The following is a 15,974-nucleotide window of genomic DNA, read 5'->3' as shown; positions in this document are numbered from 1 at the left end:
AAAATCCCGCGCGCGGAGCGCGCCAATGTCACAGCAAACGGCTCGCGAGCACCTCACGGCGCGGCTCCCGTCACCGAAGCCCTACTTGCACCCGTCTTCATCGTCCAACGGGCTGTTCGGGTCGAAATAATGCTTCCGATCATGCTTGGCCGTCGGCCCACCCGGCTTCTGCTTCTCCCGATAAGTCGGAGCCAGCAGCTCCTTCTCCGACTCCGCGCAGCTCATCAGGTAGTCGTAGCCGTCGAACTTCTCACCCCACCACAGCCCGTGCTGGCTCTTGCGGATCTGCGGGTTGTCCTCCAGCGTCCACTCGCCCGCGCGCCGCTGGATGGCGATGATCTCGTGCGGGTCGCTGATCTTCTCCGGCTGTTCGGGCTCGAAGGCGAAGGCGAAGACGTAGTTGGTGCCTGCCGTCAGCTTGCCCTTGCCGTCCACGAACAGCTTCATCTCGCCCTTGACCTTGGGCTCGGCCTTGAGCAGCTTGTACCCGGGCGCGATCCGCGTGTACAGGTAGGAGCCGCCGTCGACGGGCAGCTTCTCCTTCTCCCGGTGCTCGTCGTACTGCTCCTGCGCCTCGGGCGCGAGCAGCTTGAACACGTGCTCGGTCTGCCCCTCCACGATCACCCTGCGGTCCAGCCTGCCGGTGATCAGCACCTGGCGCACCCGCTCGCCGAAGGCCTTCACCTGGGCCGCGCTGTACTTCCCGAGCGGGCCGGTCTCCGGCACGGTGATCCCGGCCGCGCCGTCGGGCCACGGCCCGGCCTCGGTGCCCAGGAACGGGGTGGTCAGGTTGACCCTGGGGGTGCTGGTGGCGGAGGAGCCGCTGGCGTCGGGGGTCAGGCCGGTCAGCAGGCCCGCCCGCTGCAGCACGACTCCGGTCGCGCCCAGGGCGATGACCAGGCCGAATCCCAGGAAACGGCCGCCGTTGCGACGCCAGAAGGCACGGCGCTTTGTCGCGCGAACCTGAGGGTCCTCGCCCATGTCACCCCCCGATCGAGTGAAAACGTGCCGAGGTTAGCAGCGCCCGGCTGTCACCAGCGAGCCTTGCCGCTGGTGGGGCTCGGTGCGACCAGCGGGAATCCCGTTTCCGCAGCCCCCGTAGAATCTACGACTGTGACCGAGACCCTTCCGCAGCAGGCCCGCACCGATCTCCCCGCCCAGTTCTCCCCGGCGGAGGTAGAGGGCGAGCTGTACCAGCGCTGGGTCGAGCGCGGCTACTTCACCCCCGACGCGGGCAGTGACAAGCCCCCGTTCACCATCGTCATCCCGCCGCCCAACGTCACCGGCAGCCTGCACATCGGGCACGCCTTCGAGCACACGCTGATCGACCTGATCATCCGGCGCAAGCGGATGCAGGGCTTCGAGACGCTGTGGCTGCCGGGCATGGACCACGCCTCCATCGCGGTGCACGCGCTGGTGGAGAAGCAGCTCGCGGCCGAGGGCACCAGCCGTCGTGAGCTGGGCCGGGAGGCCTTCATCGAGCGCACCTGGGCGTGGAAGGCCGAGTACGGCGGCAAGATCCTGGCCCAGATGCGCCGCCTCGGCGACAGCGTGGACTGGACCAGGGACCGCTTCACCATGGACGAGAAGTCCAACCGCGCGGTGCTGACCATCTTCAAGAAGCTCTACGACGAGGGCCTGATCTACCGGGCCGAGCGGCTGGTCAACTGGTCGCCCGTGCTGCGCTCGGTGCTCTCCGATGCCGAGGTCGACCACGAGGAGGTCGAGGGCGAGCTGGTCTCCATGCGCTACGGCGACGGGGACGCCTCGATCGTGGTCGCCACCACCCGGGTGGAGACCATGCTGGGCGACACCGCGGTCGCGGTGCACCCGGCCGACGAGCGGTACCAGCACCTCATCGGCACGCTGATCGAGCTGCCGCTGACCGGGCGCAAGATCCCGGTCATCGCCGATGAGCACGTCGACCCGGAGTTCGGCACCGGCGCGGTCAAGGTGACCCCGGCGCACGACCCGAACGACTTCGAGATCGGCAAGCGGCACCAGCTGCCGATGCCGACGATCATGGACGAGCAGGGCCGGATCGCGGACAGCGGCACCGAGTTCGACGGCATGGACCGGTTCGAGGCGCGGGTGGCCATCCGCGAGGCGCTGCGCGCGCAGGGCCGGATCGTCGCGGAGAAGCGGCCGTACCTGCACAGCGTCGGGCACAGCTCGCGGTCCAAGGAGCCGATCGAGCCGCGCCTGTCGCTCCAGTGGTTCGTCAAGGTCGGCCCGCTGGCCAAGGCTGCCGGCGACGCGGTCCGCGAGGGCAAGGTCGCGATCCACCCGCCGGAGATGGCCAAGCGCTACTTCGACTGGGTCGACAACTTGCACGACTGGTGCATCTCCCGGCAGCTGTGGTGGGGCCACCGGATCCCGGTCTGGTACGGCCCTGACGGCGAGCAGGTCTGCCTCGGCCCTGACGAGCAGCCGCCTGCCGGCGAGGGCTGGCGCCAGGACGAGGACGTGCTGGACACCTGGTTCTCCTCGGGGCTGTGGCCGTTCTCCACGCTGGGCTGGCCGGAGCAGACCGACGACCTGGCCAAGTTCTATCCGACCAGCGTGCTGGTCACCGGCTACGACATCCTGTTCTTCTGGGTCCTCCGGATGATGATGTTCGGCCTGTACGCGATGGACGGTGTGCCGCCGTTCCACACCATCGCGCTGCACGGCATGGTCCGGGACCAGCACGGCAAGAAGATGTCCAAGACCATCGGCAACGTGGTCGACCCGCTGGACTGGATGGACCGCTTCGGCACCGACGCGCTGCGCTTCACCATGGCCCGCGGCGCCAACCCCGGCACCGACGTGCCGATCAGCGAGGAGTGGGTGGCCGGCTCCCGCAACTTCGGCACGAAGCTGTGGAACGCCACCAGGTTCGCCATGATGAACGGCGCCACGGTCGCCGAGCCGGTGCCCGCGCGGGAGTCGCTCACCGACGCCGACCGGTGGATCCTGGACCGGCTGGACTCGCTGGTGTCCGAAGTGGACGGCCTGCTGGACGACTACCAGTTCGCCAAGTCCACCGAGGCGCTCTACCACTTCGTCTGGGACGAGTTCTGCGACTGGTACCTGGAGCTGGCCAAGGTCCAGCTGGGCGACGACCGGGCGGCGGCCACCCGCGCGGTGCTCGGCCACGTCCTCGACGTCGTGCTGCGCCTGCTGCACCCGGTCTCCCCGTACCTGACCGAGACGCTGTGGACCGCGCTCACCGGCGAGGAGTCGCTGGTCGTCGCGGCCTGGCCGACGGTCTCCGGCGCGACGGCCGACCCGGTTGCGGCGGAACGGATCGCGGCCGTGCAGCAGCTGGTCACCGAGATCCGCCGGTTCCGCTCGGACCAGGGCATCAAGCCCGGTCAGCGGGTGGCCACCCGGCTCGCCGGGATGGACGCCGCCGGGCTGACCGCGCTGACCGCCTCGGTCCGCGCGCTGGTGAAGCTGGACGAGCCGGGCGAGGGCTTCACCGCCTCGGCCGACTTCGAGCTGAACCTGCCCACCGGCACGGTCACCATCGAGCTGGACACCTCCGGCACCATCGATGTCGCGGCCGAGCGCAAGCGGCTGGCCAAGGACCTCGCGGTGAACGAGAAGGAGCTCGCGGGCTGCGTGGCCAAGCTGAACAACCCGGCGTTCACCGACAAGGCGCCCGCCGCGGTGGTGGAGAAGATCACCGAGCGCAAGGCGGCGGCCGAGGCCGAGATCGAACGGATCACCGCGCGGTTGGCTTCTCTGCCCCCAGCCTGATTAGCTGGCCACCCGAGCCTGTTGGACGGTGAGGGGGCGAGCGCATGACCGAAGCACACGCCAGGGTGGAACGCGCCCTGGACCAGGTGTTCTCCTCGGTGGCGCCGCCCCGCCCGTTCGAGGTCGGCGCGTTCTGCCGGGACCTGGGCGCGGCGCGCGGCCATCCGATCGAGCTGATGCCGCTGAGCCAGGTGCTGGGCGGGCGGGTCGCGCCCTTCGACGGGCTGCTGGTCTCGGCCTTCGACGCCGACTACGTCTTCTACGACGACACCACCTCGGCGCTGCACCAGCAGAACACGATCCTGCACGAGATCGGCCACCTGGTGCTGGAGCACCGCAGCATCGGCGACAGCGGCCAGCCCCGGCTGCCGATGCTGCGGCTGCTGTTCCCGCACTTCAACGAGGCCCGGCGGGAGGAACTGCTGGGCAAGGCGCTGTGCCGGGCCGGGTTCCAGGACATCCAGGAGCGGGAGGCGGAGAGCTTCGCCACCCAGTTCTCCGCCCGGCTGCTCGACGCCGAGGGCGGGCGGGTGCTGGGCCGCAAGGCCAAGCGGCTGCCACCGCACGAGGCGCAGGTGATCGACCGGCTGGCGCAGGGCCTGGGGCCAGGCCAGCAGTGAGCGCGACCGGGCTACTCGTGCTGGCCGTGGTGCTGGCCACCATGGCCACCGTGCTGACCAGGCTGCGCCAGCTGATCGGCCGCGCGGGCAACCCCGCGGTGCGCGCGCTGCTGCTGGGCTGCCTGGCGCTGGCCCTCGCGCTGTCGGTGCAGCTGCCGGTGGTCTACCCGGTGATCAACCAGGTGGGCTTCAACCTGGCCTGGCCGGTGCAGCACGTGCTGGTGCTGGGCACCGCGTACCTGATCCAGGTGTTCTTCCTGTACTCCATCGAGGAGCCCGCCGAGGCCGCTCGCCGGGCCGCGCGGCAGGCGCTGGTGCTGCTCGTGGTCACCTCGGTGATGCTGCTGCTCTTCGCCGAGGCCCCGCACGCCCGCGACTTCCTGCACGGCCCGGCCGGTCGCAACGAGGCCGGTGGGCCCGGCGATCCGGTGGCCGCGCTGGCCTTCGCCACCTTCAGCCTGTACCTGGGCTGGGCGGCGCTGAACCTGATGCGGCTGGCCTGGCAGTGGTCCACCAAGGCCAGGGACCTGTGGTGGCTGTTCATCGGGCTGCGGTTGCAGGTCCTGGCGCACGTGTTCACGCTGGCCTTCTGCGCGCACAAGCTGGCCTTCCAGCTCATGGTGCTGCTCCGCGTCACCCCGGCCTGGACCGCGGACTCGGTGGAGGGCTGGCTGATGCCCGCGGCCTGCGCGCTGGCCACCCTGGGCGTGACCGCGTGCGCGCTGGGCGAGACGGTGGCCAGGTGGCTGCGCACGCACTGCGCGCCGCTGGTCCGGCTGATCAGCGCGACCGCGGCCTGGTGGCGGTTCCTGCGCGCGCACCACGCGCTCTACCCGCTGTGGGCGCGCTTCGCCGCGGTGCTGCCGGAGATCACCCTGGACCCGCCGCGGTCCCGCTGGGCCGACCTGCGCGACCTGCGGCACGGCCGGCGCAGGCTCTACCGCAGGCTGATCGAGCTGGAGGACGGCGGCAAACAGCTCCGCTCGGCCATCCCGCCCGAGGCCCTGGCCCGCGCCGGGGAGCTGGGCCGGGCGCGGGGCTTGCCCGAGGAAGCCCTGCCCGCCCTGACCGCGGCCGCCGGGTACGCGGTCGCGCTGCGCCGCCGCGAACTGGGCCTGCCGGACGTGACGGACAATCCCCTCGGCAGCGCCGCGGGCGCGGAGGACCTGGCCGACCTGGTGGACCGGTGGCGCGCGATCACCCGCGCGTTCAGCCGGGACCCCGTGGTCCGGCAGGTGCTCGCCGAGACCACCAGCGCACGGGAGAAAGCCGGACGATGAAGCGACGACTCGTGCACCTGGCGCGCATCCAGGAGCTGGACCCCGAACGCGACTACGCCGAGATCTACCGGCTGACCGCGCTGTACGAGTTCAGCTTCGACGTCAGCATCGCCCTGCAGCTGGCCTTCTACCGCACCTACGCGGTGCCCTCGATCTCCGGCCTGCTCGCGCACACCGGCCACATCGAGCACGACCCGGTCAAACGCGCCGAGGACACCGGCCTGCTGATCTTCGAGATGGTCGAGCACGGCTTCGACCACCCCCGCGCCCGCACCGCACTGCGGGTCACCAACGGCGCGCACCGCCCGTGGACCATCAGCAACGACGACTACCTGTACGTGCTGGGCACCTTCATGTTCGTGCCGTTCCGCTGGCTGGACCGCTACGGCTGGCGCCGCCCGGTGGAGGCCGAACGCATCGCCGCCTACCACTTCTACCGCGAGCTGGGCGCCCGCATGGGCATCAGGGACATCCCGGACAGCTGGGCGAAGTACGAGCACTGGTTCGACACCTACGAACGCGAGCACTTCGCGCACACCCCGGCCAACACCCGCCTGCTGCGCGCCTCCCAGCAACTCATCGCCGACCGCTTCCCACCCCGCGCCCGCCCCCTGGGCCGCCTGCTCGGCCTGGCCCTGCTCGACGTCATCGACGACGAACCCCTGCGCCGGGCCCTGGGCGTGCCGAGGACGCCGTGGGCGCTGCGCACCGCGGTGAAGCTGGGCTTCCGGCTGCGCGCGGTGGTGCAGCGGTTCCTGAAGCCGCGCAGCACCAGCTCGTTCACGCCGGGCGGACAGATGAAGGCCTATCCCGACGGATATCAGCTCTCGGATCTGGGCCCGGCCACGCCGCGCGCGCCGGGGGCGTCGGACTAGCTCAGCGGGAAGCGGAGCAGGAAGCTGGTGCGGCCCGGTTCGCTGGTCAGCTCGACCGTGCCGCCGTGCGCGGTCACCAGGGACCGGACCACGGCCAGGCCGAGGCCGCTGCCGCCCTTGTCGCGGGAGCGGGAGTCGTCCACCCGGTAGAAGCGGTCGAAGACGCGTTCCTGGTCGGCGGCCGCGATGCCGGGGCCGTTGTCGGTGATCCGGACCAGGGCGTGCCCGTCGGCGACCCAGACCGCGAGCTCGACCTCGGTGCCGGGTGGGGTGTGCGTGGCGGCGTTGGTCAGCAGGTTGTCCAGGACCTGGCGCAGGCGCATCGGGTCGGCGCGCAGGGCCAGGTGGTCCTGGGCCAGCACCACGGTCAGCGGGTGGGAGGGGCGGGCGGCGCGGAAGGCGTCGGCGGCGGCGTTGGCCAGGGCGACCAGGTCGATGTCCTCCGGGCGCAGGGGCTCCTCGACCTCGGCGGCGTCCAGGCGGGCCAGCAGCAGCAGGTCGTCCAGCAGGAGGGTCATCCTGCCCGCCTCCTCGCGGATGCGGGCCAGGTGCCGGTCGCGCTCGGCGGGCTCGTTGGCCGCGGCGTACTTGAACAGGTCGGCGTAGCCGCGGATGGAGGTCAGCGGGGTGCGCAGCTCGTGCGAGGCGTCCGCGACGAACCGGCGCAGCCGCTGCTCGGCGGCGGTGCGGGCGGCCAGCGAGGAGTCGATGTGCTCCAGCATCAGGTTGAACGCGCTGCGCAGCTCCTCCACCTCCACCCCGCCGCCGCCGTCGCCGGTGGCGCGCACCGGGAGCTGGGCGGAGTCGGTGAGGTCGTGCGAGCGGATGTCATGCGCGGTGCCCGCCATCTGCGCCAGCGGGCGCAGGCCCCGGCGCAGCACCAGGCGGCCGGTGACCACCAGCACCAGCAGCGCCACCAGGAACATGGCGACGCACACGGTGATGAACCAGTTGACCGTGTTGTCCAGGTCGTCCCTCGGCGCCGCGCTGACCAGCACCTGGGTGTTGGTGATGGTGCAGGCGCGCACCCGGTAGGAGCCCTGTTTCCCGTGCAGGTTCAGGGTTTTGTAGACGTCCTCGTCCTGGCCGTGCACCTCCTGGGCGACCTTGGCCAGCTTGTCGATGTCCTGCTGGCTGGTGCCGTTGGTGGCCGAGACCGGCTGCGGCTTGCCGTCGCGCATGTCGAAGAGCACCGACTGCCAGGACCACGGCGGCTGCGGCGCGCCCTTGTCCCGCCAGGCCGCGGTCTGCTCGACCTGGCTCTTCTTCATCTGCTCGTCCAGCTTGCCTGCCAGGTACTCCTCCATGCTGGTCACCATCACGGTGCCCACCACGGCGAAGACCACCAGCGACAGCGCGCCCAGCGCCAGGGACAGCCTGGTGCCCAGCCGGGTGCGCCGCCAGGCCGTCCGCCAGCGGCCCCACAGGCTCACTGGACGGCCTGGCGCAGGGCGTAGCCGACCCCGCGCATGGTGTGGATCAGCGGCTCGTGGCCGTTGTCGACCTTGCGGCGCAGGTGTGAGATGACCAGCTCGACGACGTTGGAGCGGCCGCCGAAGTCGTACTCCCAGACGTGGTCCAGGATCTGCGCCTTGGTCAGCACCGCGGGGGAGCGGCGCATCAGGTAGCGCAGCAGCTCGTACTCGGTGGGGGTCAGGGTGGCCAGCTTCCCGGCCCTGCGGACCTCCCTGGTGTCCTCGTCCAGGGTCAGGTCGGCGACCTGGAGCACCGAGCGCGCCTGTGGCGTCCAGGCCTGGGCGGTGCTGCGCCGGAGCACCGCGCGCAGCCTGGCCATCAGCTCCTCCACCGAGAAGGGTTTGACCAGGTAGTCGTCGCCGCCGCGGGTGAGGCCGACGATCCGGTCCGCGGTGCCGTCCTTGGCGGTGAGGAAGACCACCGGGACCAGTGAACCGCTTTCCCGCAGCCGGTCCAGCACGGTGAACCCGTCCAGGTCGGGCAGCATCAGGTCGAGCACCACGATGTCCGGGCTGAACGCGGCCGCCTGCCGCAGCGCCTCCGCGCCGGTGCCCGCCGTCGCCGCCCGCCAGCCCTCGTAGCGGGCCACCGTGGCCACGAGGTCGGCGATGTGCGGCTCGTCGTCCACCACCAGCAGACGGACCTGGTTGTCGTTGCTCACCCGCCCATGGTGCGTCAGTCCGGGCCCCGCGGCGAGGCCGTGACCGGCCCGCACGGTCACGAGACAGCAAGTCGACAGCTTCGGGACAGCGTGGACACAGCTTCGCCGACCAGGCTCGCAACCGAAGCCGACCCCCAGCCGAGCCGAAGCAGGAGCAGACCCGTGACAACGCTTGAAGCCCCCGCGCCCGCCCCGCAGGCGCCGACCGTGCGGCCCAGGGTGCTCGCCCGCACCGGTCTGTACCTGCTGCTGGCGGCGAACGCGGCCGTGGTCGCGGTGTTGTTCGCCAACGCCGGTTTCGACGACAACGCGCTGGTCCTCATCGGCCGCCTCACCGGCCTCTACGCCGCGCTGATCATGGCCTTCCAGCTGCTGCTGGTGGCCAGGCTGCCCTGGCTGGACCGGCGGATCGGCATGGACCGGCTGACCTCCTGGCACCGGTGGACCGGCTTCGGTCTGTTGTGGACACTGCTGGCGCACGCGGTGTTCATCACCTATGGCTACGCGCAGGCGGAGAACCTGCCGGTGGTCACCCAGTTCGCCGAGCTGGCGACCACTGTGGACGGTGTGCTGCGGGCGATCGTGGCGCTGCTGCTGATCATCATGGTCGGCGCGGTGTCCGTGCGCGCGGCCCGGCGCAGGCTGGCCTACGAGACCTGGCACTTCATCCACCTCTACACCTACCTCGCGGTGGTGCTGGCCTTCGGCCACCAGATCTCGGCCGGGCGCACCTTCGCCGGTTCGGCCTTCGCCCGCGGCTACTGGTGGACGCTGTGGGGTGTCGCGCTCGGCGCGGTGGTGCTGGGCAGGCTGCTGCTGCCGCTGTGGCGCAACCTGCGGCACCAGTTCCGGGTGACCGCGGTGGTGCCCGAGTCGGACAACGTGGTCTCGGTCTACCTCACCGGCCGCGACCTGCACCGCCTGCCCGCCCGCGCCGGCCAGTTCTTCCTGTGGCGCTTCCTGACCAAGGACCGCTGGTGGCAGGCCAACCCGTTCTCGCTCTCCGCCGCGCCGGACGGCCGCACGCTGCGCCTGACCGCCAAGGCCCTCGGCCCCGGCAGCGCGGGCCTGCGGCACATCCAGCCCGGCACCAGGGTCTTCGCCGAGGGGCCCTACGGCGCGTTCACCACGCTGCACCAGCGCACCCCGAACGCGGTGCTGGTCGCCGGTGGCGTCGGCGTCACCCCGGTGCGCGCGCTGCTGGAGGACATGAGCGGTCACGTGGTGGTGCTGTACCGGGTCCGCGCCCAGGGCGACGCGGTGCTGTTCCGGGAGCTGGCCGAGCTGGCCCAGGCGCGCGGCGCGATCTTGCACCTGCTCACCGGCCCCAACGACGCGGAGACCGAGCACGGCCCGCTGCTGGGCGCGGCCAACCTGGCCGCCCTGGTGCCCGACATCGGCTCCCGGGACGTGTTCGTCTGCGGCCCGCCGCCGATGACCGACGCGGTGCTGCGCGGCCTGCGCGAGCTCGGCCTGCCCCGCGACCAGGTGCACGCGGAGCGCTTCAGCCTCGCCGGCTGACCACCCCACTTCTGAGAGGAACTCCCCATGCGCCGGGTAATCCCCGCCCTGCTGCTGACCGTCGCCGGGCTCATCCCGCTGTGGCGCTTCGAGGCCACCCCGCACGAGAGCACCGCCGTGCTCGCCGACCCCGGCACCCCTGATCCCGGCACCCCGCAGCCCGGCGCGACCACCACGCCCGACGGCTCCGGCCAGTCCGCCACCACCAGCGCCACCGGCTCCACCGAGGCCACCAACTACGGCTCGGTGCAGGTCCAGGTCACCTTCGCCGGCGACCGGATCACCGAGGTCCGCACGCTGCGCGCACCCACCAGCACCCGCACCCAGGGCGCGCTGCCCAAGCTGCGGCAGTCCGCGCTGACCGCGCAGAGCGCCGACATCGACACCGTCTCCGGCGCCACCCAGACCAGCCAGGCCTACGCGCGGTCGTTGCAGGCCGCGATCGACGCGAAGGGGCGCTGATGGGCGTGACCGGCACGGTGCGCAGGGTGGAGCAGGTGATGGGCCTGCCGGTGTCGGTGGACCTGCGGGACGAGCGGCTCGGCGAGGAACCGGTGCGGCGGGTGTTCGACTGGCTGCGCGAGGTGGACTCCCGGTTCAGCCCGTTCCGGCCGGACAGCGAGGTCAGCCGGTTCGGCCGGGGCGAGCTGACCGAGGACGAACTGAGCGTGGACCTGCGGTACGTGCTCGGGGTGTGCGTGGACTACCAGCACCGCACCGGCGGCGCCTTCCGCGCCTGGTTACCCGGCCGCGAGCTGGACCCGTGCGCGGTGGTCAAGGGCTGGGCCGTGCACTGCGCCGTCGGGCTGCTGCGCCGGTGCGGGGCCCGCGACTTCTGCCTCAACGCCGGTGGCGACGTGGTCACCGCGGGCGAACCCGCCCCCGGCCGGCGCTGGCGGGTCGGCATCCGGCACCCCGACCAGGCCGACCAGCTCTGTGGCGTGCTCGCCCTCGGCGACGCCGCGGTGGCCACCTCGGCCGCCTACGAACGCGGCGCGCACATCATGGACGGCCGCACCGGCCTGCCGCCGCGCCGCCCGCTGCTGAGTGTGACGGTGCTCGCCGCCGACCTCACCACCGCGGACACCACCGCCACCGCCGCCTTCGCCCTCGGCGAGGAGGGCATCGGCTGGGCGGCCGAGCAGCCGGGCTGCTCGGTGTTCGCGGTGCGCGCCGACCGGACCGTGTTCAGCTCGCCGGGCCTGCCGCTGGCCTGAATGGCGGGTACGTAGACTCGGACGACGTGACAGACAGTCAGACCGACGCGGTGCAGGCGCTGGCCGCACTACGCGCGGTCGAGGCAGAGCTGGACACCCGCTGGCCGGAAACGAAGATCGAGCCCTCGCTGGACCGGATCCGCCTGCTGACCGAGCTGCTCGGCGACCCCCAGCGCTCTTACCCGGTCGTGCACATCGCGGGCACCAACGCCAAGACCTCGACCTCACGCATGATCGACGCCCTGTTCACCAGGATCGGTCTGCGCACCGGCCGCTACACCAGCCCGCACCTCCAGCTCGCCACCGAGCGGATCAGCGTGGACGGCGCCCCGATCGGCCCCGACCGCTACGTCGAGGTCTACCGGGATGTCGAGCCGTACGTGTCCCTGGTGGACGGCCGCCAGCCGGTGCCGATGAGCAAGTTCGAGGTGCTCACCGGCATGGCCTTCGCCGCCTTCGCCGACGCCCCGGTGGACGTGGCCGTGGTCGAGGTCGGCCTCGGCGGCAGCTGGGACGCCACCAACGTCGCCGACGGCCGGGTCGCGGTGATCTGCCCGATCGCCATCGACCACGTCGAGTACCTCGGCGGTGACCTGGCAGGCATCGCCAAGGAGAAGGCCGGGATCATCAAGCCCGGCGCCACCGTGGTGATGGCCGAACAGCTCCCCGAGGCCGCCACCGAGGTGCTCCGGCAGGTGGCCGAGGCGGACGCCGTCATCGCCCGTCAGGGTGCGGAGTTCGGCGTGCTCCAGCGCGAGATCGCCGTCGGCGGCCAGCTGCTGCGCCTGCAAGGACTCGGCGGCGTCTACGAGGACGTCTTCCTGCCCCTGCACGGCGCGCACCAGGCCGACAACGCCGCACTCGCCCTGGCCGCGGTCGAGGCGTTCTTCGGCGCGGGCCCGGACCGCCAGCTCGACATCGAGACCATCCGCGAGGCCTTCGCCAGCGTCACCTCGCCCGGCAGGCTGGAACGCCTGCGCACCGCGCCGACCGTGCTGGTCGACGCCGCGCACAACCCGCACGGGGCCAAGGCACTGGCCGCCGCGCTGGAGGCCGAGTTCGGCTTCCGCAAGCTGGTCGCGGTGGTCAGCGTCATGGGCGACAAGGACGCCACCGGCATCCTCACCGAGCTGGAGGCCGTCGCGCACGAGATCGTGCTGACCCAGAACTCCTCGCCGAGGGCCATGGACGTCGACGACCTGGCCGTCCTGGCCACGCCGATCTTCGGCGAGGACCGGGTGCTGGTCGAGGCGCACCTGCCCGACGCGCTGGAGGCCGCGATCCGCCTGGCCGAGGAGACCGACAACCCGGACGAGCCGGTCTACGGCGGCGGCGTCGTGGTCACCGGCTCCGTGGTCACCGCGGGCGAGACCCGCGCGCTGCTCGGAAAGGCCCCAGCATGAGCAGGAAGGTTCGGCCATGAGCCACGGCGCACCCAAGCCGATGAAGAACCCGGCCAAGGCCCTCCGCGGCATCATGATGGGCACCCTGATCATGGAGGCGATCGTGGTGGCCCTGGCGCTGCCGGTGATCGCCAAGCTCGGCGGCGGCATCGGCACCACCGGCGGGGTCCTGGTCACCTGCCTGGCAGTGGCGATGCTGCTGTGCGCCGGGCTGATCCGCTTCCCCTGGGGAGTGTGGGTCGCGGTGGCGCTTCAGGCAGCGATGATCGCGGGCGGCTTCGTCGTGTTCACCCTCGGCGTGCTCGGGGTCATCTTCGCGTTGATCTGGGCGTACCTCCTCTGGCTCCGGCGGGAACTGGCCCGCAGCCTGGCTGCTGCGGCGGCTCAGGGCTGAGCCGGGGGTCCCACTCCAGGACCTTCACACAGTCGACTGGAGTGGGACCAGGGGGAGCGTGGCTGGCTGTGGACAACTCCCCGGTTGTGGACAAGTGCCCGGTTCCGGGGAGTCCCGGCTTGCACAGTCAGCCGGCGACTAGTAGATGCGGCAGCTCCAGCACCGCGTCGACGACCTCGGCGACCGAACCGCTGACCTGCCAGGTCACCCGGCCGTCGATCATCCGTTTCGCCTCGGCCTCCTCGGGCCCGAGGACCAGCACCGCGTCCGCGATGACACCGAGCCTGCGCACGTACAGCAGGGCGTCCGGATCGCGTGCATCGCCCAGTGGGGTGCCGGACCAGCCGGCGGCCACCAGGAAACGGAGGGCGGTCATGTGTTTCTCCATGCGCAACCCCTTCTCGCCGGGCCCCCGACAAGCCCGTCACATCTCTAGACGGAAAAGAGCCCAATCGGGTTGCGCGGCTTCATTCGGTCGGAGGACAGGTTCACCTGCTGTCCGCCTGCCGGTTGACCAGCGGTCGCACTCGGCGACTACAACCCGGGAGTGCCCGAAACCCCAGGACTGAACCGACGCTCCCTGCTGCGTTACGGCGCGGCGGGCGCCGGGGCGATCGCCACCGGCCTGCTGCTGCCCACCACCGTCTCCGCCGCCCCGCTCGTGCCCAGCACCCGCCCCCGACTCAGCCACGGCATCCAGTTCGGCGAGGTCGACGGCGACTCCGCGGTCGTCTGGGCCCGCGCCGACCGCCCGTCCCGGCTGCGGGTCGAGGTGGCCAGGGACGAGAACTTCCGGCACGCCCGCCAGTTCTGGGGTCCCGCGCTCACCCCGGCCACCGACGGCACCGGCGAGCTCCGGGTCGCCGGACTCACCGCGGGTCGCGACTACCACGTCCGGGTGACCGCCTGCGAGCTCGACGGCCGCGCGGCCAGCGAGCCGGTGCTCGGCTCCTTCCGTACCGCCCCGCGCAGCCGCCAGGACGTCAACTTCCTGTGGTCCGGCGACATCGTCGGCCAGGGCTGGGGCATCAACCCCGACCTGGGCGGCATGACCATCTACTCCCGGATGGCCGCGCTGCGCCCGGACTTCTTCCTGTGCAGCGGCGACACCGTCTACTCCGACGGCCCGCTCAGCGAGACCGTGCTGCTGCCCGACGGCCGCACCTGGCGCAACCTGGTCACCCCGGAGAAGACCAAGGTGGCCGAGACCCTGGCTGAGTACCGGGGCCAGTTCGCCTACAACCTGCTCGACGAGCACGTGCGCCGGTTCAACGCCCAGGTCCCGCAGCTGAACCAGTGGGACGACCACGAGGTCACCAACAACTGGTATCCCGGCGAGATCCTGGACGACGCCCGCTACACCGAGAAGCGGGTGGACGTGCTGGCCCAGCGTGCCTTCCAGGCCTTCCACGAGTGGCTGCCGGTGCGCAAGGCGGACGCGGTGGACGGCCGGGTCTACCGCAAGATCTCCTATGGTCCGCACCTGGACGTCTTCGTGCTGGACATGCGTACCTACAAGGGCGCCAACACCCCGGGCACCGCGCCGTTCGAGCCGATCCTCGGCGCGGCCCAGACCCGCTGGCTGACCAGGGAATTGGACCGGTCCCGGGCCACCTGGAAGATCATCGCCGCGGACCTGCCGATCGGGCTGGTCGTGCCGGACGGCGTGAACATCGAGGGCGTGGCCAACGGCCAGCCGGGCGCGCCCGCGGGCCGGGAGGCCGAGCTCGCGCTGGTGCTGCGGGAGATCCACCGCCGCCGGGTGCGCAACGTGGTGTGGCTGACCGCGGACGTGCACTACACCGCGGCGCACCACTACGCGCCGGAACGGGCCGCCTTCACCGAGTTCAGCCCGTTCTGGGAGTTCGTCTCCGGGCCGCTGCACGCGGGCGCGTTCGGCCCCAACAAGCTGGACCCCACCTTCGGTCCCCGGGCGGTCTTCGTCAACGCGCCGCCCGCGCCGAACACCTCGCCGATGGCCGGGTTCCAGCACTTCGGCCAGGTCAAGATCGACGGCCCGAGCGGCAGGCTGACCGTGCACCTGCGCGACCAGGACGCCCGCTCACTGTGGTCGACCACCTTGAAGCCGGAGCGGCGCTGACCGCTCAGCCCGGTGGCAGCCGCAGCACGTAGCCGACCCTGGTCACGGTGTGGATGAGCCGCGGCGGCCGACGGTCGATCTTGCGGCGCAGGTAGGAGATGTAGGTCTGCACCACCGCGGCGTCGCCGTTGAAGTCGTACTGCCACACGTGGGCCAGGATCTGCTGCTTGGTCAGCACCTGGCCCGCGTTGGCCAGCAGGTAGTGCAGCAGGGTGAACTCGGTCGGCGTCAGGTCGACCACCTCGCCGTGCCTGCGCACCTCGTGCGCCTGCGCGTCGAGCTCCAGATCGGCAAGGGAGAGCGTGTGGTCCGTACGGGCGCGCAGCACCGTGCGCACCCGTACGGTCAGCTCCTGCAGGCTGAACGGCTTGGCCAGGAACACCACCGGCACGTCCCGGCCGTCCCGCCGCCAGGACCGGCCGGAGATCTCCGGCAGCGGCGCGTCCAGCAGGATCAGGTCGGGGGCGAAGCTGGTGGTCACCGCCCGCGCCTCCGCGCCACTGCTGGCCACGGCGGTGTCGAACCCGTCGTAGCGCAACGCCATGGCCACCAGGTCGGCCAGGTACCGCTCGTCGTCGACGACGAGCACGCGGATGGGCGCTCGACTCATCGCCCCAGTCTCCGCCAGCTGGACTGGGTAGACCCCTGGTTCATCCTCCGGTCCTGCGCTGAAAATCCTTGC

Annotated in this window: 15 protein-coding genes; 10 read left to right on the top strand and 5 right to left on the bottom strand. The window is 71.5% G+C overall.

Features of this window, described 5'->3' with window-relative positions; all coding sequences use genetic code 11:
* Nucleotides 1–81: 81 nt before the first annotated feature.
* Complete coding sequence (locus M8C13_RS40110) at nt 82–981, bottom strand: hypothetical protein (RefSeq protein ID WP_252486055.1); 900 nt, start codon at nt 979–981, stop codon at nt 82–84.
* Between the two features lie 132 nt (nt 982–1,113).
* Here M8C13_RS40110 and M8C13_RS40105 point away from each other — a divergent pair, with 132 nt between their 5' ends.
* Genes M8C13_RS40105 through M8C13_RS40090 form a run of 4 tightly spaced genes read left to right on the top strand, consistent with a single transcriptional unit; the run spans nt 1,114 to nt 6,519 of the window.
* Nucleotides 1,114–3,744: a valine--tRNA ligase gene (locus tag M8C13_RS40105; protein WP_252486054.1), complete on the top strand. Its 2,631-nt coding sequence runs from the start codon at nt 1,114–1,116 to the stop codon at nt 3,742–3,744.
* Between the two features lie 44 nt (nt 3,745–3,788).
* Nucleotides 3,789–4,364 carry an ImmA/IrrE family metallo-endopeptidase gene (locus M8C13_RS40100; RefSeq protein ID WP_252486053.1) on the top strand — a complete coding sequence of 192 codons (576 nt, stop codon included), beginning with the start codon at nt 3,789–3,791 and terminating at the stop codon, nt 4,362–4,364.
* A complete protein-coding gene (locus tag M8C13_RS40095) occupies nt 4,361–5,644 on the top strand; it encodes an MAB_1171c family putative transporter (RefSeq protein ID WP_252486052.1) in 1,284 nt (427 codons plus the stop codon). The genes M8C13_RS40100 and M8C13_RS40095 overlap by 4 nt, the downstream gene beginning before the upstream one ends.
* Nucleotides 5,641–6,519: an oxygenase MpaB family protein gene (locus tag M8C13_RS40090; protein WP_252486051.1), complete on the top strand. Its 879-nt coding sequence runs from the start codon at nt 5,641–5,643 to the stop codon at nt 6,517–6,519. The genes M8C13_RS40095 and M8C13_RS40090 overlap by 4 nt, the downstream gene beginning before the upstream one ends.
* Here the strand turns inward: M8C13_RS40090 and M8C13_RS40085 are convergent.
* Together M8C13_RS40085 and M8C13_RS40080 are read right to left on the bottom strand one after the other, a co-directional pair.
* Complete coding sequence (locus M8C13_RS40085) at nt 6,516–7,952, bottom strand: cell wall metabolism sensor histidine kinase WalK (RefSeq protein ID WP_252486050.1); 1,437 nt, start codon at nt 7,950–7,952, stop codon at nt 6,516–6,518. The genes M8C13_RS40090 and M8C13_RS40085 overlap by 4 nt on opposite strands.
* Complete coding sequence (locus tag M8C13_RS40080; RefSeq protein WP_252486049.1) at nt 7,949–8,656, bottom strand: response regulator transcription factor; 708 nt, start codon at nt 8,654–8,656, stop codon at nt 7,949–7,951. The genes M8C13_RS40085 and M8C13_RS40080 overlap by 4 nt, the downstream gene beginning before the upstream one ends.
* A 162-nt stretch (nt 8,657–8,818) precedes the next feature.
* On the opposite strand from M8C13_RS40080, the gene M8C13_RS40075 reads away from it, so the two are divergent.
* Genes M8C13_RS40075 through M8C13_RS40055 form a run of 5 tightly spaced genes read left to right on the top strand, consistent with a single transcriptional unit; the run spans nt 8,819 to nt 13,191 of the window.
* The gene (locus M8C13_RS40075) at nt 8,819–10,177 is read left to right on the top strand and encodes a ferric reductase-like transmembrane domain-containing protein (RefSeq protein WP_252486048.1); all 1,359 of its coding nucleotides are present in this window, start codon (nt 8,819–8,821) and stop codon (nt 10,175–10,177) included.
* A gap of 27 nt (nt 10,178–10,204) precedes the next feature.
* Nucleotides 10,205–10,639, top strand: a complete 435-nt coding sequence (locus M8C13_RS40070; protein ID WP_252486047.1) for an FMN-binding protein — start codon at nt 10,205–10,207, stop codon at nt 10,637–10,639.
* On the top strand, nt 10,639–11,394 hold the full coding sequence (locus M8C13_RS40065) for an FAD:protein FMN transferase (protein ID WP_252486046.1): 756 nt from the start codon (nt 10,639–10,641) through the stop codon (nt 11,392–11,394). Before M8C13_RS40070 ends, M8C13_RS40065 begins: the two co-directional genes overlap by 1 nt.
* 26 nt (nt 11,395–11,420) lie before the next feature.
* Nucleotides 11,421–12,797, top strand: coding sequence for a folylpolyglutamate synthase/dihydrofolate synthase family protein (locus M8C13_RS40060; RefSeq protein ID WP_252486045.1), 1,377 nt, complete (start codon nt 11,421–11,423; stop codon nt 12,795–12,797).
* Nucleotides 12,798–12,813: 16 nt separating this feature from the next.
* A complete protein-coding gene (locus tag M8C13_RS40055; RefSeq protein ID WP_252486044.1) occupies nt 12,814–13,191 on the top strand; it encodes a DUF4233 domain-containing protein in 378 nt (125 codons plus the stop codon).
* Nucleotides 13,192–13,318: 127 nt separating this feature from the next.
* Here the strand turns inward: M8C13_RS40055 and M8C13_RS40050 are convergent, their stop codons facing one another.
* A complete protein-coding gene (locus tag M8C13_RS40050) occupies nt 13,319–13,567 on the bottom strand; it encodes a hypothetical protein (RefSeq protein WP_252486043.1) in 249 nt (82 codons plus the stop codon).
* Between the two features lie 171 nt (nt 13,568–13,738).
* Here M8C13_RS40050 and M8C13_RS40045 point away from each other — a divergent pair, with 171 nt between their 5' ends.
* Entirely contained in the window at nt 13,739–15,292 is a 1,554-nt protein-coding gene (locus M8C13_RS40045) for an alkaline phosphatase (protein ID WP_252486042.1), read from the top strand.
* Between the two features lie 4 nt (nt 15,293–15,296).
* Here the strand turns inward: M8C13_RS40045 and M8C13_RS40040 are convergent, their stop codons facing one another.
* Nucleotides 15,297–15,902, bottom strand: coding sequence for a response regulator transcription factor (locus M8C13_RS40040; protein ID WP_252486041.1), 606 nt, complete (start codon nt 15,900–15,902; stop codon nt 15,297–15,299).
* Nucleotides 15,903–15,974: the final 72 nt, after the last annotated feature.

The sequence above is a fragment of the Crossiella sp. SN42 genome, from assembly GCF_023897065.1.
In the GTDB taxonomy this organism is placed as follows: Bacteria; Actinomycetota; Actinomycetes; order Mycobacteriales; family Pseudonocardiaceae; genus Crossiella.
This window is presented reverse-complemented; position numbering and strand designations above follow the sequence as displayed.